Raw genomic sequence first — 15,535 nt, 5'->3', positions numbered from 1 at the left:
TCGGGTGGTTGGGAGGGCAACTGAGTCTATACGTCTGATGCCGGGTTTGGTTCAGCGCGTACTTCACGCTTGGCTCGAAAGAATTTGAGGCGATCAGTCGATGGGCTATTGACGACCTATGTGCCACATAGTACTGTGCGGTACATGGCTGAGAATGACACCCCGACTCTTGCGCTTGAGCTGCGCCGTGGCGTGATCGTGCTGGCAACGCTGTCGCAGCTGCGCACACCACGCTACGGGTATGAGCTACGGCAGGCACTTGCCGAAGGTGGCATGCCTATCGAAGAAGGGACGCTGTACCCCTTGCTGCGTCGTCTGGAGACGCAAGAAGTCCTGACCAGCGAATGGCGTACGAACGAGGGCGCACCACGGCGCTACTACGTGCTGAGCACGGAAGGCAGGCGTCTTCTCAAGCGGCTGACCGAGACCTGGTATGGCCTGAACGAAGCGATGGATCGGTTGCTCACCAATGGAGGATCCGATGGACGTTGATAACTTGATCGATGCCTATGTCCAGGACGTTGCTCAGTTGTTGCCGCGCAAGCAGCGCAACGATGTCGCTCTCGAGCTGCGCGAGCTGCTGCGCGAAGACCTGCAGTCCAGGGCCGAAGCCCAAGGGCGTGCGCTGGACGCGGATATTGCGCTGGAAGGCTTGAGAGCGTTTGGCGCGCCTAAAGAAGTGGCCGCTCGTTATTTCGAACCGCGGACCATCATTCCGCCGACGGAGACGCGCAGGTTTCTGTTTGCCGCGATCATCGGCATCGCGGTGTTGATTGCGCTGAGTCCGCTTGGCAATCCGCCGCCGCAGTCGGGTGATCTGGGCGAGGCGATCTTTATATGGCTGGGCGTGCTGGTGACGTATTTCGGTTTGCAGGGCATCGTTCAGCGGCGCAAACGCACGGCGCCATCATGGGTGCCGCGTGGGCGCGACAGCGTGAATCGGCTTGTTCCCATCTCGTTTATCGTGCTGATCATTGTCGGCATCGTGGCGTATGGCGCGCCGGGTTGGCTTTTCTCGCAGATCACCCGTGGGGGAACGCTTTCCGCAACACTCGATTACGATCCGGCCTTCTATGCGTCGCGCCTGCCTGTGCTGTTTGCCCTTTGGCTATGCCAGGCCGTGTTGTTTGCAGTGCTTGCGGTTCGTGGGCGGTGGAATCCATGGCTGCGACGCGTTGATTTTGGCCTGGGAATAGCGGTTATCGCGGTTCTCATCTGGTTTGTCACCGCGGGCGATATATTCAAATCGCCGGCACTCAACAAGGCCGCTCCCAACCTGATCAGCGCGATTGTGCTGTTCCTGCTTATCGATCTCGGGGTCAAACTCTACCGTGGGCTGGGTAATCTCCCTTCCGGGGGCGAGCACCGTTCTTTATCTGGCAAGGGCACCGTCGGACGGTAGTTTCTCGTCAGGTTGGGTCTTCGTGCTCAGCAACTTGCCCAATGCCTGCTCGATCTCGGGATAGCCGCGGCGGAACAGCGCTTCCGAAAGGGTAGTGCATACCGACTGCCGCAACGCCTCGCGACGGCGGAATGCCGCGCGGTTCTTGCTCTCCACGGCTGACTCCAGTCGTATCGGTTCGCGTTCGGGCAGCAGATAGAACCCTCGGTCGTCGAGGCTGCCGCCGTTCTCCTGCCAGAAGTCGTCATACGGCGCCACGAAGCCTTGCCGTCCCTGCAGGGGATGGGTTTTGCCACTGACGCCCAGTACGCGTGCATGCATCCCCTGGGCGATGACATAGATGATCGACAGCAGCAGGTTCTTGGGGCGCAAGCCGTGGCTTTCACGCGTGAAGTCGCGCACCACATCGCGATTGCCTTCACCACGCGCACCTTGCAGGCAGCCAACAATCAACGTGCGACCTCTATCGGTCAGGCTCATGGAGGCGTGGCTGATATCGCGACCGGATGCCGTATCGACCAGGGCCACACGCAGCTCGCCTTCGCATTCCACGCCGCTGCATGCGGAGATTCTCAAGTGAAACTGCTGCCCCTGCCGTAACGCGAAGGGACCGCAAAGTAGGCCGTTGCCGATATAGATCTCGGCATAGGCATCGGGATGCAGATGACGCAACGCGGCCAGGTAATGATTTCGCAGAACTCTCAGGCGTTGCGGCGTATCCAGGCCCTGGCACAAGTAAGGATGCTGGTAACGCTCTTGCACGCGAGGGTGGCGGCGAACCGTTGCACGAAGCAGCGGATGCGACTGCAGGAACGCGAGCCAATCCCGATGCTGACGCCAATGCGATGCGCTGCGAATCAGATATTTCAAGCCACTGAACGTGTCTTGCCAGTCATGCCGTGCGCGGAACGATCGCGCGAAATAACCCAACGAATCCATGCAGCCCCCTGCGGAAAGGCGAGCACGGTATCGCAAGTTCTTGTAGTGAGACTTGCGATTTTTTGCGACTGTCGGGTTGGGCGATAAATATTGCGTCGCCGTCAGTTTGATGCAAGAAAGGCGGTGGCTATGCCATGACGACAACTTCAAATCATCGTCATCCCGGCGCAGGCCGGGATGACGAGTAAGGGAGGTGTTCCTTCAGTTGCGTCCTTCGATTGTATCGAGGTAAATCGTGGCAGATGCAACTCCTGCGGCACTCAAGTATGTGAAGCGCCGGTCCGGCGACCACGCCACTGGAACAAGCGCCATTTCAGATTGACCCCAAGCGTACTGAGCACGATCAGCCCAAGTCCCATCAGTTGCACCGGCACCAGCCGGTGCCCGTAGATCAGATAATCGAGAATCAGCGTCACCAGCGGGTAAACGAACGCGACGACCGCAATAGTGACCACCGGCAAACGCGGATACGACGAATAGAACAGCACGTAGACGATGCCGCTGTGTATCACGCCCAGCCCCACCAGCCATGCCCAATGCGGGCCGGCGTGAAACACGCCGCCGCTGCTGAAACCCGCCAGCATCGCCACGCCTACCCAGCACTGGATCATCACCAGTGCGAACGGCCGCTGCCGGCCGATCTGTCGGGACATAAGCAGCGATGCGCCACACAGGACCGCCCCCAAAAGGGTGAGCCCGATACCGACGAGGTAAGACGCATCGGCATCGTGCCACAGGCGTCCCGGGTCAGCCGCGCACGCGACACCCACAAAGCCAAGCAGCGTCCACAACAGATCGGCCGGCTGTGTTCGTTCGCCCTGAAACAAGGCGGCGAGGATCAGCATGACAAAGGGAAAGAAGTGATAGACCAGCGTGGCCACGCCGATGGACGAGCGTGCCATGCCGGCAAACAACGCGACCCAGTTGAGCACCAGCAATACACCGCTGATCAGCGCGCCGCGCAATAGCGTCCGGTCCGATAGCAGGCCGTTCAGATGGCCGCGTGCGAGGCCCCAGCCCAATAGAAAGAGTCCGCCGAAGAGGCATCGATAGAACACTGCCGTAATCGGATCCTGCCCGCTTTCGTGGACAAAGACGCCTACCGATCCAATCAACAGCTCGGCAAACAACAGTTGGAACAGCGCCGTGCGTGCGCCTCCACGGTCAGCGGTAGGGGACATGACGTATTCCTTGGGGATGGTAGCCCAGCCTAGGCAGGTCGCCTTGACAGGTACAGATTCAGATAATATGTATTTTGACCAGTACAGATGGGGTGGGCTCATGCTTCTCTACGAGCGGTTGGCCGAGCAATTGCGGGAGCAGATCGCGCAAGGCGCGCTGAGCGCCGGGGAGCGGCTACCCTCGATTCGCCAGTTGGCTCAAGGTCATGGCGTCAGCGTAGCCACGGCTGTACAGGCCTGTTTGCAATTGGAGCGGGAGGGGTTGGCAGTGGCGCGCCCGCGTTCCGGATATTTCGTACGTGCGGCCATGCCTCAGCCGCCTGTGGTGAGATCGACACGCCGCCGTGTGCCCGGCACGGTCAGCAACCCGGCCTTGCAGGACGTGCTGGATATGCTGGCGCGCAGCGATGTGCTGCCGCTGCACAGCGCGACGCCCGCGCCATCGCTGCTGCCGCAGGCGGCATTGTCCGCGTCGCTGTCACGTTGTTTGCGGCATGGGCAAGCCGCGTCGCTCGATTACGCGCCGCCGCAAGGTCATCTGGTATTGCGCCGACAGATCGCGCAGCGCTACGCGCAGGTCGGTGCGGCGGTGGCGCCGGACGAGATTGTCATCACGGCCGGTGCGATGGAGGCGATCAGTCTGGCGCTGCGCACCGTCACCAAGCCTGGCGATGTCGTCGTCGTTGAAACGCCGACTTACCACGGCATTTTGCAGGCGGTAGCGGCGTTGCAATTGAAGGTGCTGGAGGTGCCCAATCTTCCGGGGCAGGGCATCGACGTGGCTCGTCTGGAACAACTGTTGCAACAGAACACGGTACGAGCAGCGATACTCATACCTAACTTCAACAACCCGCTTGGCAGCCTGACCAGCGATGCCGATAAACAGGCACTGCTGAAAAGCTGTGCGCGGCATGGCACCGTCATCATCGAAGACGATATCTACGGCGAGCTTGCCTGGTCCGGCCAGCGCCCATCGCCTCTGCGCCGCTGGGACAAGCAGGGCATCGTGATCAGTTGCGGTTCGTTCTCCAAGATACTGGCGCCCGGTCTTCGTGTCGGCTGGTTGGCCGGTAGTGCGTGGACCGAAGCGTTGATACGCGCCAAGTATTTTTCCAGCGTCGGTTGCGCAAGCTTGCCCCAGCTGGCCATGGCCGACTATCTGCAACGGCACGATCTTGAGCGGCACCTTCGTCGTTTGCGCTGCACGCTGGCTGACAACGCGCAACGTCTGCATGAAGCTATTGCCCGCCACTGGCCCGTTGGCACCCGGGCCAGCGAACCGCGGGGCGGTTTGTCTTTGTGGCTGCAATTGCCAGATGGTGGAGACGGTCGTGCACTGTTCGAAGCCGCACTTGCGAAAGGTATCGGCACCTCACCCGGCGTATTGTTTTCCAGCCGTGGCGACTACACCGACTGTATGCGGCTCTGTTGTGGCTTGCCGTGGGACGAGAGGCTGGAACTGGCGCTTAAACAGCTGGGGCAGTTGGCGAAGCGGGCAGTGTAGCTCTGCCGTTTATTATTGCCGCTTTACGCGGAAAGGTTCGGTGATATACAGCGCCGTGTCCCTTGGACTGGCCTTGGAGGGTGGGTCCAGTCGCGGCCGTTTCGAACTAGATGATTTAGATGATTTAGCGAAATAGTCGCCGCCATGAATGGCGTTTCCTTTTCGTGAACCGGTTTCGCGCAGCGGTGAGCCAGGTTCGTTTCGGGAGCGCTTGCGGGTGGTATCGCCCAGGCTCTTGAAGAAGTTCTCTTCGTGTTTGAGCACGCGCTTTTGATCTTTTTTGGGCAGCTGGCGGAATGACTGCCGGACGCGGAGCTTTGCTTCGTTGCGATCCTCTTCCCAGCTCGACTTGGCGGAGGAATCCTTCAGCTTTGCCGCGTTCTTCACTCGGCTGGCATGCTTCCCGGGCGCTATCGACCAGACAGTCGTCAAACCGGCAATCACGCCTTGGGCTTCCGGACTGATCTTTGGGTCAGATAGTGCGCGTATCGATTGATCGCGCAGCAGGTCATGGGCCTGGGACTGCGAGCCGGTATGCACGCCTGAACCCGAATGGCCGGCCGAACCTCCGCGAGGTGCGCTAAGGATGGTGCGTGCCGTGTCCGTCCTTGCGCCGTCGCCGGCTTTCAGGGCAGCACGCAGGGCCTTTTCAGGGAATTTGGCGCCGGAATGTTTCTTCCAGTAACCGCGGGTGTTTTTGGGCAGGCTCGAAAATCCCTGCTTGTTGCCGACCTTGCGCCGAGACAGCTGATCGACCGCATCCGTAACTAGATAGGATTCGTGATAGCCGCTGCTGAAGCCGCGACGTGTAGGGTTGGAGGGTGACCTGAAAGCACCTTTGGTGATCGATTTACCGGTGGACACGCTGTCAACCACGTTGTCCCGAAAGGAGCCCGCCTTACCCTGCGATGCGGTGAGCGTACGGTCGTAGCGTGCCTCATACCTGCGCTGTTTGGGCGAAGGGTGTTTTGGCGTGGTTTTTCCCGATGCTTTTGCGGACTTGCCATGTTGATGAGGCATGCGGCCCCTCCTGTGGATTCCATATGCCGGGCGGTCGATCCAGAGTGCTGGTTCAAAAAAGTACGTGGGGCATGGCAGGTCGACAAGTGCCGACAATAGGGAGTCCGTCCCGAAAGACAGACATTCCTCCCCATTTAAAGAGAGATGCAAGATCGGAGGGATGGGGATTCGGGCTAGTTGAACGCCCGACTTTCAAGGGATTTCAATGTTTAGCCAGAAATAGTTGAGGTCGGTATAACGTTCTCGATCCAGCGGGCGACGAACGCTTCGAGTGTCAGGGGCCGTGGCACGTCGATATGGGCCTCGCGAACGAATGCAGCAGCAGCCTTGATAAATGATTGTCTCGCCATGCTGGAAGCTTGGCGGGCCGCAGCCTGCCGTTGCCGGAGCTGGACGATATGAGCCGATGGCTGGCCAGGCTTTGCGAACTTCTGGTAGCGCCGCAGCTCGTCCGCGACCAGCCCCGTATCGAGCGCCGCCTGCCACATTCCTTTCTTTGCCGTCAGTAATTGAACAAGGCAATCGATGATGGTTGGCAGGCTCCCATCGGTGTTCCCATGAGGAAGCGCTTGCGCAAGCCATGAGGGCAGCGAGGTATCGGTTATCGGCGCAGTGCGAAGCGACTCCAGGTGCGCCAGGCAGTCGGCCTGAGGAAAGGTCGTCATGTCTTGCGTCTTATCTGGTTCAGGGGCAGCCTGAGATACGCGATACCGTTTGCATCGGACGAGGGCAGGCGCCCGCCGCGAATATTTATTTGGAGAGCCGGAAGAATGAGCCTGGGAACGGCGAGGCTGGCGTCGCGTGCTTGTCGCATGGCGACGAACTGGTTCTCCGCCATGTTTCGCCCAACGTGCACGTTGCTCTCTCGTTGCGCGGCGATCGTACTTTCCGGTGCCTGGGCCCGCCCGTGGGGAGGATAGTCGTGGCAGAGAAAGATGCGTGTGTCCGCAGGCAGCGAAAGAATCTTTTGTATGGAGCGGTAGAGCAAAGCCGCATCGCCACCCGGAAAATCACAGCGTGCCGTGCCGGTATCGGGCGCGAAGAGCGTGTCGCCGATAAAGGCCGTATCGCCGATCAAATAGGTGAGGCCATCATCGGTGTGGCCGGGCGTGGCCATCACGCGAACATTCATCTCGCCAGCGATCAATGCATCGTCATCGTCGAGCAGACGATCGAACTGACTACCATCCGGCAGAAATTCGTCGCCCAGATCGAACAGGGGTTTGAAGTGCGCCTGGACGTTGACGATCTTTCGCCCGATGGCCAATGGAGCGTTGAAGGTATCGCGCAGGTAGCTCCCTGCACTCAGGTGATCAGCATGCGCATGGGTTTCGAGAATCCAGGCCACGTTCAATTGCCGGTCGCGAACGAATGCGACTACCTGATCGACAGAAGCGGTGCTTGTGCTTGCCGCCGCTGCGTCGTAGTCGAGCACCGGATCGATGACCACCGCCGAGTTCGCATGGTGAACGACATAGGTAAACGTGCCGGTGTCCTTGTGAAAGAACGGCTCGACGGACGGGTGGCGTGGATCAGGTGACGGCATGGAAAGTCGACCTGGAGTCTAGTCGTGGGGCGTGAGTGGTTGCGCCAAGTCTATATCCATCAGCGACCGTCGCATGGCCTCCAGCGCAGGCAGCAAGCCTTCAGGCTCGCGTAGAGCCTTGCGCGCGGCTCCGACCGCTTTGCGCACCGCCCCCGGGGTCTGGCCCGTTGCGATCAGTGCGATGGCAGGGGCGCGACATGCGGCGAGCACATCGATCCAATCGGCAGGGTGAACCGGCTTGAGCCACCGAGTGGCAAGGCGGCTGGCCCTGAATGCCGGAGCGACCTGCTCTACCTCGGCAAGTCCGGCGACAAAACCCTTCGCGCTGCGTTCGTGTGTGGCGGGATCGACGGCCTCCGACAAGGCTGCCAGCGTATCGGCGATGCGTCGACGCAGGACTGCGGTGGATCTGACTGGATACACCGCCCAGGCGGACACCACGCCAATGATGGCACCGATGACAATCTCTTCCAGGCGAGGCCACAGGATGTTTTGCGCAGTCGAACCGTTGAAACCCTGCAAAAGGGCCAGCGCCAGAGTGACGAACAGTGCCCACCATGCGTATCCGAGCGGGCGCAACCACAGGCCGAGGAAAATCGAGGCGAGAATCAAGGCGACCGTGGTGACATCGTGAGCGCCGATATGCAGCGTAAAGGCAAGAGCCAGCACGGTGCCGACGGCAGCGCCACCGACGCGCAGTACGCTTTTATAGGCAACATCCAGGCGGCCGCGATTGCCGCTGTTGACGATGAATGCAGTGAGCACGATCCAGGCCCAGCGCTCGGCAAAAAAGACATACCCGACGACAAACGAAACGGCCAACGCAACGGCCATCTGCAGCGCCATGCGTGTGCTTGCCAAAGGATGTAGCGAACTCTCATTTGCCGTTGCTGCCGGGATGGGCGCGGCGACTTCCCGCAACGGGGGCAGGATATGAAGCCGACGCGCCAACGCTTGAAATACAGCCACCCAGAACACGGCCAGTAACGCCACGACGATCGGAACCAGGGCCGCAACAAGGTGGCTGACATGCTTCGTCGGGATATAAGGCGTAGTGAGAATGACGATAAATGGCAACGCGATAAGCGAGCCGGCGCGTCGCGCGTCGGGTCCGAATTTCCGCATCCAGATCGATACGAAGATGCCTGTCACAAATACGCCCGCACCGATCCAGGGAGCGCGGTGAAGCAGCATCCCCACTCCGGTAACCACCAGGCCCACGACAGGTAACGCAATAGCGGCCTCGATCCGCCCACGCAGGTTGTGATCCAGGTGGCTGCGCGCAAAGGACATGCAAAGCACGATCGCCAGCACGCCCGGTCCTGGCTCCGGGTCGATCGCCATGGCGCATGCCAGTGTGGCGAGCGCGGCCAGCATGGTCACTATCGCCGCGGCGAAGGCGCGCGCAAGAACCGCAGTGCCTTTGGCCAGATCTTGCGATTCAGTCAAGGTGTTTGTCGGCATCGTATGCGCGGATAGTTTCCCCGGTTGGCGACTATACGCGACCTGGTTTGAGCTGTCCGGCAAAGTCGACGCACTAGGAAGCGATACTCAGGCGTCGTCCATTTCGCTGGCGGCCACTGCCAAGCCCGACACTACGCCCAGCGACGGATCGCCCAGTACCAGCGGCATCTCGGGAAAGCTTTGTTTCACGCGCTCTCGAATTTGCGGCGAGCGTGACGTGCCGCCGGTAAGAAAGACGCTATCGGGGAGTTGCTCCAGGTCGCTCCGCACCGTACCAAGGGTGCGTTCGAGCTGCTGGAGAAACGACTCGATCGCTGCGTCAAAATCTTCGCGGTCGGTTTCCGCGGCAAGCTTCGATTCGATGAAATCCAGGTCGGCCTGGTAGTTTGCCTCGGTGCTCAAGGTGATCTTGGTGCGCTCGGCAAGCTGGTTGAGCCGGGTGGTGGCGCCCAGTTCCTGCAATGCACGCAGGCGTGAGCCGAACGGCTCGGGAATCAACCGATAGTTCTGCTTGCGAAACTCGCGCTGCTTGGGCAGGTTGTGCACGCTGGCAGCTTCGACGAACTGATGCTGGGGTACGCGGACTGTGTCTTTACCCAGCAACGGCATGAAGCTGTGCAGGCTCAAGGCCACATCGAGATCGGTACCGCCCTTGGGCAAGCCCCAATTACGCACGATCTGCGGGTGTTCGTCGCCGCCGAGCTGGGCAAAGGTCACATCGGTGGTGCCGCCGCCGATGTCCACGATAAGTGCGGGCTGCCGGGTATCCAGACTCTTGTGATAGTGCATCGCGGCAGCCGCGGGCTCTTCGAGAAAATTCACCGTGTCGAAACCGGCGATGGCGGCAGCTTCACGCAGAATATCGATCGCTTGTTCCGAACCCTTGGCGCCCATCGAGCTGCGAAACTCCACTGGCCGACCGATCACCGCGCCGCGCACCGGCGCACCGAACTGCCGGCTGGCAGTAAGGCGGATGTGCTCGAGGATATGCGTGGCGATATGCACGATCACCTTGCGCACCTGCGGATCGAGCCGGTAACCGAACATGGACTTGGGTGACTCGATCAGATTGCCGCCGCCGCTATCTAGATAACCCTCCACGGCTTCCTCGCCGAACAGCGCATGCTGAAAGCTGGCAACGGACGCCACCGCTTCGCGGGTCTGGTCTTCCATCCATTGTCGGCGAACCACGCGCAGCGCTTCGCGCCTCAGCTCGTCGTCGCTTCGCGCTGCCGCGAGCTGTCCGCGAGCGCTGGCTGCCGCAGCTTCCTGACGGTGCTGGGTACGTGCCAGGCGCAGCTGCGCTTCGAGCTGTGCCTGCAGATCGGGCGTCAGCTCGAAGTCGTTGGGGTCGGGTACCAGCTCCGGAAAGAACACAGCCGTACGGAACTGCTCGGCATTGCCGAAACGGACCAGGGTGAGCTTGCCGTTGACGATGGCGCCGGCCGCCGAGTAGCTGGTGCCGAAATCGATGCCGATGTGCATGGGGATCAGAGGGGTGAGGCAATCGGCCATTATGGCGGGGCGGGGCGATATGCCCAAGTGCTCTGCTACGAAAAGCGCCGCCATACGAGAAAGACCAGTGCGAGAGAAGCATACGCAAGGCCGCAGGCTGCATAGCTCAGGCCGGCGATGGTCGCGCTAGCCAGGATGAACTTGTGGAGGTGGCCCGGGGCGCCGAACGGATAGCCGGAAAATAGCAGCGAGGCGGTCATATAAGCCGCAGGGATGATGGCAGGGGCAATAAGCGAGCCGATGATGATCAAATGATGTTTCTTCATGGCGTCACCAGCATGGCGTCATCAGGCTTGTGTCGACACAGCCACGATAGGCGACGACCTGGGCCTTATGTAGGGCGGAAAGCGGGCGCTATGGAGTGCATGCCAGGCAAAGGTCATGGCATAGGGGTAAAACGTATCGTGGGCCGTTGCCGTCCGTACAGCCACCGGTCAAGCTCAGATAAAGCTCGTCGCGGGCGTAAAAAGGAGGCGGAATGAGATCGTTTCTTTTGGGGATCGTGCTGCTCCTGGTGTCGCAGTCTGCCTCTGCGGATCCTTGTATCGGCAGTATTCCGGAGACGGTCCGTCGGCTCCTTGTACAAAGGTTTCCAGAAGAGCGCCTTCCTGTGGCCACCGATACCGAGGAACAAGATCGCCAACTTGAGGCAAAAACCGGGCGTCAATGCCTGTTGGTAACCTTGGCAGACTTCAATGCGGACGGTCAGGCCGATTGGGCGCTGCTTATGCCATCGAAAAAAGGTGGTGGATACAGGCTCGTTGCTGTGGTGAGTCAGGGTAAAGGCCATATGGTGAGCTCTCTGCTCACCTGGAATGGGCCATATGAAAACATGCGATTGAGCGTCGCGCCCCCTGGGTTCCATCACCATACGGATTCTTACGCTTTTGCGCCGGAGCAGGGCGCAGTGGCGTCGTTGAGGACTCGGCGTAACGGGTTTTATTTTGGCGAAGAAGAAGGCGCCGCCAGCGCCTATTTCTTGACAACCAAGGGCTGGATTTTTGTGCGAGAGATTGACTAGGCAAGGGGCACGACGTAAGTCATGAGTATTCTCGACGACATGCTGTCGAAAGATCCGCATCGCATATGGGCTGCATCTGGCGCCATCCGTCATCTGCGGGACAAGCAGGAGCTGGCCGTCCTTGTCACGCATCTGGATGACTTGAAGCTGGCGACACGCGGCGTGGCGCTGGGTGGCGCGCTAAGGCCAAACAGCAGTCATTTGGACTTTGCCTTTCGGAAGCTGGAGTTCCTCAAGCGTTCCGACGAGTGTCTGTGTGTCCTGTACCCGATGGACGATCTCTACAATCCTGCCGACGAGGCGAAGGCAGGATATGTCGAGATCGAGGCGACTGTGCTGGACGATGCGAAGTGGGTCGACTATTACGTATGCCGTTGCGCGTTTTGTGATCGGCACTATCGGGTCGAGGAGCGTGAGTATCACTATTGGTGGTGGAAATGGAATTTGATGCTGGTTGAAGATGCTGGCGCTCGATAGCGGAAGGCTCGCTTCGCATCGCTTCCTGTACCCCCTCACCCCGACCCTCTCCCCCGGCAAAGCCAGGGGAGAGGGGTACACAGAGGCGAATATGAATCTTGCGCGCTTTTAGCTCCCTCTCCCCTGGCTTTGCCGGGGGAGAGGGCTGGGGTGAGGGGGGGCTTCTAGACAGCAGGGCTTTCCAACAAAAAAGCCACCTTCTTCTGCTTGGGCAACTGCTTGATCTGCCACTCCGCTCGCGACGCTTCCGCGCGGTTCGCATACGGCCTGGCACCGATCAGCCGCAAAGGCGGATGAGCGCGCGTATAGCGCGCCCCGCGCCCCGCCACGTGGTCGGCGTAGCGAGCCTCAAGACGATTGGTAATGCCCGCATAGAACGTACCGTCGCGGCATTCGATCAGGTAAAGGCACCACGATGTCGTCGTGGCGCCGATAGCATCGTGCTCAGACAATGTGCAACAACTCCTTCTTGATCTTGCCGCCAACGCGCTGCACGCGGCGCCAGCCGCTATGGTCGTTCATGGTGATCCAGCGGCGTTCGTCGGAGCGGTAGAACCAGTCCTTGTCCTGCTGGAAGAAGATCTGCATGCCGCCGGTCTCCCAGATATTGAGGATCTCGTTGCTGTGCGCGTGACACTCGTCGAAATCGGTCGATGCCTTCTGGCCCATCTCGGCATATTGCTGGTGCAGTTCAAGCAGCAGGCTGTTGATCTCCGGTGACAGATGAGTAGCGTTGAGGCCGATCTTGCGCGCCTCTTCGAGCAGGATGGGGTAGCTGTGCGACGGGTACTTGGAGTTGAGCGTCTGGGCGATCCGCTCGCCGGTGGTTTCATCGGCAATGTGATGGGCGAGCAGTTCCTTGCACAGCATGATGGACAGCGATTCGGCGCGATCGACCGCACCGATCACCAGCGGGTGTACATATTGGAATAGCGCCTGATAGGGGTTTTCGGTGGTGCTGCTGTGTTCGGCGCGGCCCAGGCGGATCACGCGGGTAAGCTCGTCCAGGCTGACGCTGACGCGATCGTTGTCGCGATCGACCGGCGACAGTGCGTGGGTAAGCGAGGTATCCACGGCCGTGAGATAGGCCATCGGGCCCATCTGAATCTCGTTGCAGCCCAGGGTGATCATGGTCGCCGCCGAGGCGCACTCCAGCGGCACCAGTGCGATCAGCCGCTTGCAATGCTGGCGCAGCAGGCTGACCAGGCGCAGCGAAGCCTGGCCGGCGCCGCCGTCGGACTTGATAAAGAGGTACAACGTGTCGGGATGGCCCAGGTTGTTCAGCAGCTCGAACAATGCCACCGCATCGCTATGGCAGATGGAGCCGCGCGGGTTGTTCCAATAGGTGACCATCGGTGCGCCCAGCTTCTGGGTAATCTTTTCGATCAGCCCCTGGGTCTTGCTGAAAAGGACGGGGGGTTGTTTAACCTTGGCGACTTCCTGGGAATCCATGCGTTTCCTTCGATAGATATGAGGCCCGGCGACGCGATGGATTATGAAGCGGACAGCGTCCGGCGAAAACGGGGGGCATGCTTTTAAACTGAAACGGGAGCCACCGCATCTCAACATGGATGTAGGGGGTTCGCTTTATTGCGCTATTGCGGGGTATCCATCATGGTCATACGCTCGTTCTGCTTCGTTGTCATGGCTGCTCTGGCACCGATTGCCGTCGCGGTACCGGTGACATCGGCGGTTGTTGCGAAACAAGCCCAGGCCGCCCTGGAGCATGCGACATCGAGCGACGGGCCTGGCGCGGTGATTCTGATAGCCCGGGGGGACGAGATCATTTATCGAGCCGCTCGGGGAAGTGCACAGATCGAGTTAGGCGTACCGCTTCAAGCGGACCAGACATTTCGAATCGCCTCGATCACCAAGATGTTTACCGCGGCACTGGTGGTGAAGCTTGCCCAGCTTGGCCAATTGTCGCTTGACGACAAGCTCGCAACCTATGTTCCCGGTATTGCCAACGGTGAAACGATCACGTTGCGTCAGCTGCTTAACCACACGGCGGGTGTGTCCGATATCGTGCACGACCCACAACCGGGCTTTTTTGCCCGCAAGGTCGATACCGCGACCTTGATCGCCGAGATCAAGAAACGCGAGCCGTCGTTTCCTCCGGGTACGCGTTTTGCCTATTCGAATGCCGGCTATATCTTGCTGGGTGCCGTGATTGAAAAAGTTACCGGTAGGCCATGGCAGGACGCCCTGCGCACGACCTTGTTGGAGCCGCTGGACCTGAAAGAGACCGCTTACGGCGACAACGCGAGGATTGTCCCGAGGCGCGTGGCCGGTTACACCACGGATAACGCAAATCGCCATGTCGAGAACGCGTCGTATATCAACGCCAGCGTGCCGGCCGCCGCGGGTGCGCTCGTGTCCACCGCGAACGATCTCTTGCACTGGATGCGTGCGTTGGCGCAAGGCAAAGTAGTTGGGCGCGATGGTTTCAAGCAAATGACGACGGCGGTAGCGAATGTGCCAGGTGCATCGACGCACCCTTACGGGTTCGGCATGTATATCTGGCAGGTGCGCGGTAACGAGATGGTGGGGCATACCGGTCAGATCGACGGGTTCGCTTCCGCGCTGGCGTATTTGCCTCAACAGGACATTACCGTCGTTGTCCTGGCCAACGACGACAACTTCGATGCCCGGACCATGGCGCGTCGTATGGCGGCGATCGCATTGGGGCAACCGTATGCCGACCCGGTGCCCGCCAAGCTGACCGAGGATCAGCTACGCGCCTTCGAAGGTGTTTATCGTATCGATGACGCTACGACGGAGACGCTCTCCATCAAGGACGGTCAGCTTTATGGCCAGCGCAGCAACCGCCATGCGGTGCCGCTGATGCTTACCGTCAATCAGCGGCTGTATTTCGTACCTGACGAGCTGAGCTATTTCACGCCGGTGCGCGATGCAAGCGGCAAGGTCGTCCGTCTGGACTATTTCGAGGGCGGCGACGATCCGGCCCTGCCGATGCTACGAGTTGCCAGCGATACAATGCCCCTCTAGCCCTTATGCACGAACACGTTGCGGTTGTCGCTTTCTACATAGGTGACATCGCCGATCCAATAGCGTTGGCGACGCGCTACGCGCGACGTGGCATCCTCTCCGTCGAAACTGACGGTGCCGTGATTGAACAGCGCGCGGTCGATGTTATCGAAGGTGTTGACGTTGACGACGGCATAGAGGCGGTCTTCGGCGACGCATATGCAGGCTGGTACGACGCCGCAGCGCGAGCAGACAAGGAATTGAGCGGTCTCGGTGCCAAAGGCATAGCGGGAGACCATTGCCGGATCGTTCACGACGATCTCGAGCGCGCCCTGCGGATTGGACGTCCATACGGCACCGTGCGAGGTGCAGAACGTACACGTGCATGCACGCGCGGGGATCTCGGTCGGATCGGGTGCCCAGGTCAGGGAAAAAGCCACGTTGCCGCAGTGGCACTTGCCGTGAATCAACATGCGAT

At 60.2% G+C, this 15,535-nt stretch carries 17 protein-coding genes; 6 read left to right on the top strand and 11 right to left on the bottom strand.

Features of this window, described 5'->3' with window-relative positions:
• Window positions 1-144 precede the first annotated feature (144 nt).
• Window positions 145-492 carry a PadR family transcriptional regulator gene (locus QMG46_RS19540; protein WP_281849536.1) on the top strand — a complete coding sequence of 116 codons (348 nt, stop codon included), beginning with the start codon at window positions 145-147 and terminating at the stop codon, window positions 490-492.
• Complete coding sequence (locus QMG46_RS19535) at window positions 482-1,402, top strand: hypothetical protein (protein WP_281849535.1); 921 nt, start codon at window positions 482-484, stop codon at window positions 1,400-1,402. Before QMG46_RS19540 ends, QMG46_RS19535 begins: the two co-directional genes overlap by 11 nt.
• Here the strand turns inward: QMG46_RS19535 and QMG46_RS19530 are convergent.
• Together QMG46_RS19530 and QMG46_RS19525 are read right to left on the bottom strand one after the other, a co-directional pair.
• On the bottom strand, window positions 1,373-2,341 hold the full coding sequence (locus QMG46_RS19530) for a VirK/YbjX family protein (RefSeq protein ID WP_281849534.1): 969 nt from the start codon (window positions 2,339-2,341) through the stop codon (window positions 1,373-1,375). The two genes, QMG46_RS19535 and QMG46_RS19530, sit on opposite strands and share 30 nt — an antisense overlap.
• Window positions 2,342-2,601: 260 nt before the next feature.
• A complete protein-coding gene (locus tag QMG46_RS19525; protein ID WP_281849533.1) occupies window positions 2,602-3,522 on the bottom strand; it encodes a DMT family transporter in 921 nt (306 codons plus the stop codon).
• Window positions 3,523-3,622: 100 nt separating this feature from the next.
• On the opposite strand from QMG46_RS19525, the gene QMG46_RS19520 reads away from it, so the two are divergent.
• Window positions 3,623-5,026, top strand: coding sequence for an aminotransferase-like domain-containing protein (locus tag QMG46_RS19520; RefSeq protein ID WP_281849532.1), 1,404 nt, complete (start codon window positions 3,623-3,625; stop codon window positions 5,024-5,026).
• Between the two features lie 12 nt (window positions 5,027-5,038).
• Here QMG46_RS19520 and QMG46_RS19515 read toward each other — a convergent pair whose 3' ends face one another.
• The 6 genes from QMG46_RS19515 to QMG46_RS19490 all read right to left on the bottom strand — a co-directional run bounded on the left by QMG46_RS19515 (window position 5,039) and on the right by QMG46_RS19490 (window position 10,837).
• On the bottom strand, window positions 5,039-6,046 hold the full coding sequence (locus QMG46_RS19515; protein ID WP_281849531.1) for a hypothetical protein: 1,008 nt from the start codon (window positions 6,044-6,046) through the stop codon (window positions 5,039-5,041).
• A 209-nt stretch (window positions 6,047-6,255) separates the two neighbouring features.
• On the bottom strand, window positions 6,256-6,711 hold the full coding sequence (locus tag QMG46_RS19510) for a hypothetical protein (RefSeq protein WP_281849530.1): 456 nt from the start codon (window positions 6,709-6,711) through the stop codon (window positions 6,256-6,258).
• The gene (locus tag QMG46_RS19505) at window positions 6,708-7,592 is read right to left on the bottom strand and encodes an MBL fold metallo-hydrolase (protein ID WP_281849529.1); all 885 of its coding nucleotides are present in this window, start codon (window positions 7,590-7,592) and stop codon (window positions 6,708-6,710) included. Before QMG46_RS19505 ends, QMG46_RS19510 begins: the two co-directional genes overlap by 4 nt.
• Before the next feature lie 18 nt (window positions 7,593-7,610).
• A complete protein-coding gene (locus QMG46_RS19500) occupies window positions 7,611-9,041 on the bottom strand; it encodes an FUSC family protein (protein WP_281849528.1) in 1,431 nt (476 codons plus the stop codon).
• A gap of 102 nt (window positions 9,042-9,143) precedes the next feature.
• Complete coding sequence (locus tag QMG46_RS19495) at window positions 9,144-10,541, bottom strand: Hsp70 family protein (protein WP_281849526.1); 1,398 nt, start codon at window positions 10,539-10,541, stop codon at window positions 9,144-9,146.
• A 65-nt stretch (window positions 10,542-10,606) separates the two neighbouring features.
• Window positions 10,607-10,837 (bottom strand): hypothetical protein, encoded by a 231-nt coding sequence (locus tag QMG46_RS19490; RefSeq protein ID WP_281849525.1) that lies wholly within the window; start codon window positions 10,835-10,837, stop codon window positions 10,607-10,609.
• Between the two features lie 212 nt (window positions 10,838-11,049).
• Between QMG46_RS19490 and QMG46_RS19485 the strand changes: the two genes are divergently transcribed.
• Both QMG46_RS19485 and QMG46_RS19480 read left to right on the top strand, forming a co-directional pair.
• Complete coding sequence (locus tag QMG46_RS19485; RefSeq protein ID WP_281849523.1) at window positions 11,050-11,592, top strand: hypothetical protein; 543 nt, start codon at window positions 11,050-11,052, stop codon at window positions 11,590-11,592.
• A 21-nt stretch (window positions 11,593-11,613) separates the two neighbouring features.
• A complete protein-coding gene (locus tag QMG46_RS19480) occupies window positions 11,614-12,069 on the top strand; it encodes a hypothetical protein (RefSeq protein WP_281849521.1) in 456 nt (151 codons plus the stop codon).
• Window positions 12,070-12,233: 164 nt separating this feature from the next.
• Here QMG46_RS19480 and QMG46_RS19475 read toward each other — a convergent pair whose 3' ends face one another.
• Both QMG46_RS19475 and QMG46_RS19470 read right to left on the bottom strand, forming a co-directional pair.
• Window positions 12,234-12,521: a GIY-YIG nuclease family protein gene (locus QMG46_RS19475; RefSeq protein WP_281849520.1), complete on the bottom strand. Its 288-nt coding sequence runs from the start codon at window positions 12,519-12,521 to the stop codon at window positions 12,234-12,236.
• Window positions 12,514-13,521, bottom strand: a complete 1,008-nt coding sequence (locus tag QMG46_RS19470; RefSeq protein WP_281849519.1) for a hypothetical protein — start codon at window positions 13,519-13,521, stop codon at window positions 12,514-12,516. Before QMG46_RS19470 ends, QMG46_RS19475 begins: the two co-directional genes overlap by 8 nt.
• 162 nt (window positions 13,522-13,683) lie before the next feature.
• Here QMG46_RS19470 and QMG46_RS19465 point away from each other — a divergent pair, with 162 nt between their 5' ends.
• A complete protein-coding gene (locus tag QMG46_RS19465) occupies window positions 13,684-15,078 on the top strand; it encodes a serine hydrolase domain-containing protein (protein ID WP_281849518.1) in 1,395 nt (464 codons plus the stop codon).
• On the opposite strand, the gene QMG46_RS19460 is transcribed toward QMG46_RS19465, so the two are convergent.
• Window positions 15,075-15,530 (bottom strand): GFA family protein, encoded by a 456-nt coding sequence (locus QMG46_RS19460; protein ID WP_281849517.1) that lies wholly within the window; start codon window positions 15,528-15,530, stop codon window positions 15,075-15,077. The genes QMG46_RS19465 and QMG46_RS19460 overlap by 4 nt on opposite strands.
• Window positions 15,531-15,535: the final 5 nt, after the last annotated feature.

The sequence above is a fragment of the Dyella sp. GSA-30 genome (genome assembly GCF_027924605.1).
Taxonomy (GTDB): Bacteria; Pseudomonadota; Gammaproteobacteria; order Xanthomonadales; family Rhodanobacteraceae; genus GSA-30.
This window is presented reverse-complemented; position numbering and strand designations above follow the sequence as displayed.

What these genes read in the sequence shown, in the direction of transcription:
- QMG46_RS19470 (WP_281849519.1), bottom strand. Translation starts at nt 13,521, where the DNA reads ATGGATTCCCAGGAAGTCGCCAAGGTTAAACAACCCCCCGTCCTTTTC.
- QMG46_RS19480 (WP_281849521.1), top strand. Translation starts at nt 11,614, where the DNA reads ATGAGTATTCTCGACGACATGCTGTCGAAAGATCCGCATCGCATATGG.
- QMG46_RS19485 (WP_281849523.1), top strand. Translation starts at nt 11,050, where the DNA reads ATGAGATCGTTTCTTTTGGGGATCGTGCTGCTCCTGGTGTCGCAGTCT.
- QMG46_RS19540 (WP_281849536.1), top strand. Translation starts at nt 145, where the DNA reads ATGGCTGAGAATGACACCCCGACTCTTGCGCTTGAGCTGCGCCGTGGC.
- QMG46_RS19535 (WP_281849535.1), top strand. Translation starts at nt 482, where the DNA reads ATGGACGTTGATAACTTGATCGATGCCTATGTCCAGGACGTTGCTCAG.
- QMG46_RS19490 (WP_281849525.1), bottom strand. Translation starts at nt 10,837, where the DNA reads ATGAAGAAACATCATTTGATCATCATCGGCTCGCTTATTGCCCCTGCC.
- QMG46_RS19520 (WP_281849532.1), top strand. Translation starts at nt 3,623, where the DNA reads ATGCTTCTCTACGAGCGGTTGGCCGAGCAATTGCGGGAGCAGATCGCG.
- QMG46_RS19530 (WP_281849534.1), bottom strand. Translation starts at nt 2,341, where the DNA reads ATGGATTCGTTGGGTTATTTCGCGCGATCGTTCCGCGCACGGCATGAC.
- QMG46_RS19465 (WP_281849518.1), top strand. Translation starts at nt 13,684, where the DNA reads ATGGTCATACGCTCGTTCTGCTTCGTTGTCATGGCTGCTCTGGCACCG.
- QMG46_RS19510 (WP_281849530.1), bottom strand. Translation starts at nt 6,711, where the DNA reads ATGACGACCTTTCCTCAGGCCGACTGCCTGGCGCACCTGGAGTCGCTT.
- QMG46_RS19515 (WP_281849531.1), bottom strand. Translation starts at nt 6,046, where the DNA reads ATGCCTCATCAACATGGCAAGTCCGCAAAAGCATCGGGAAAAACCACG.
- QMG46_RS19505 (WP_281849529.1), bottom strand. Translation starts at nt 7,592, where the DNA reads ATGCCGTCACCTGATCCACGCCACCCGTCCGTCGAGCCGTTCTTTCAC.
- QMG46_RS19460 (WP_281849517.1), bottom strand. Translation starts at nt 15,530, where the DNA reads ATGTTGATTCACGGCAAGTGCCACTGCGGCAACGTGGCTTTTTCCCTG.
- QMG46_RS19525 (WP_281849533.1), bottom strand. Translation starts at nt 3,522, where the DNA reads ATGTCCCCTACCGCTGACCGTGGAGGCGCACGCACGGCGCTGTTCCAA.
- QMG46_RS19495 (WP_281849526.1), bottom strand. Translation starts at nt 10,541, where the DNA reads ATGCACATCGGCATCGATTTCGGCACCAGCTACTCGGCGGCCGGCGCC.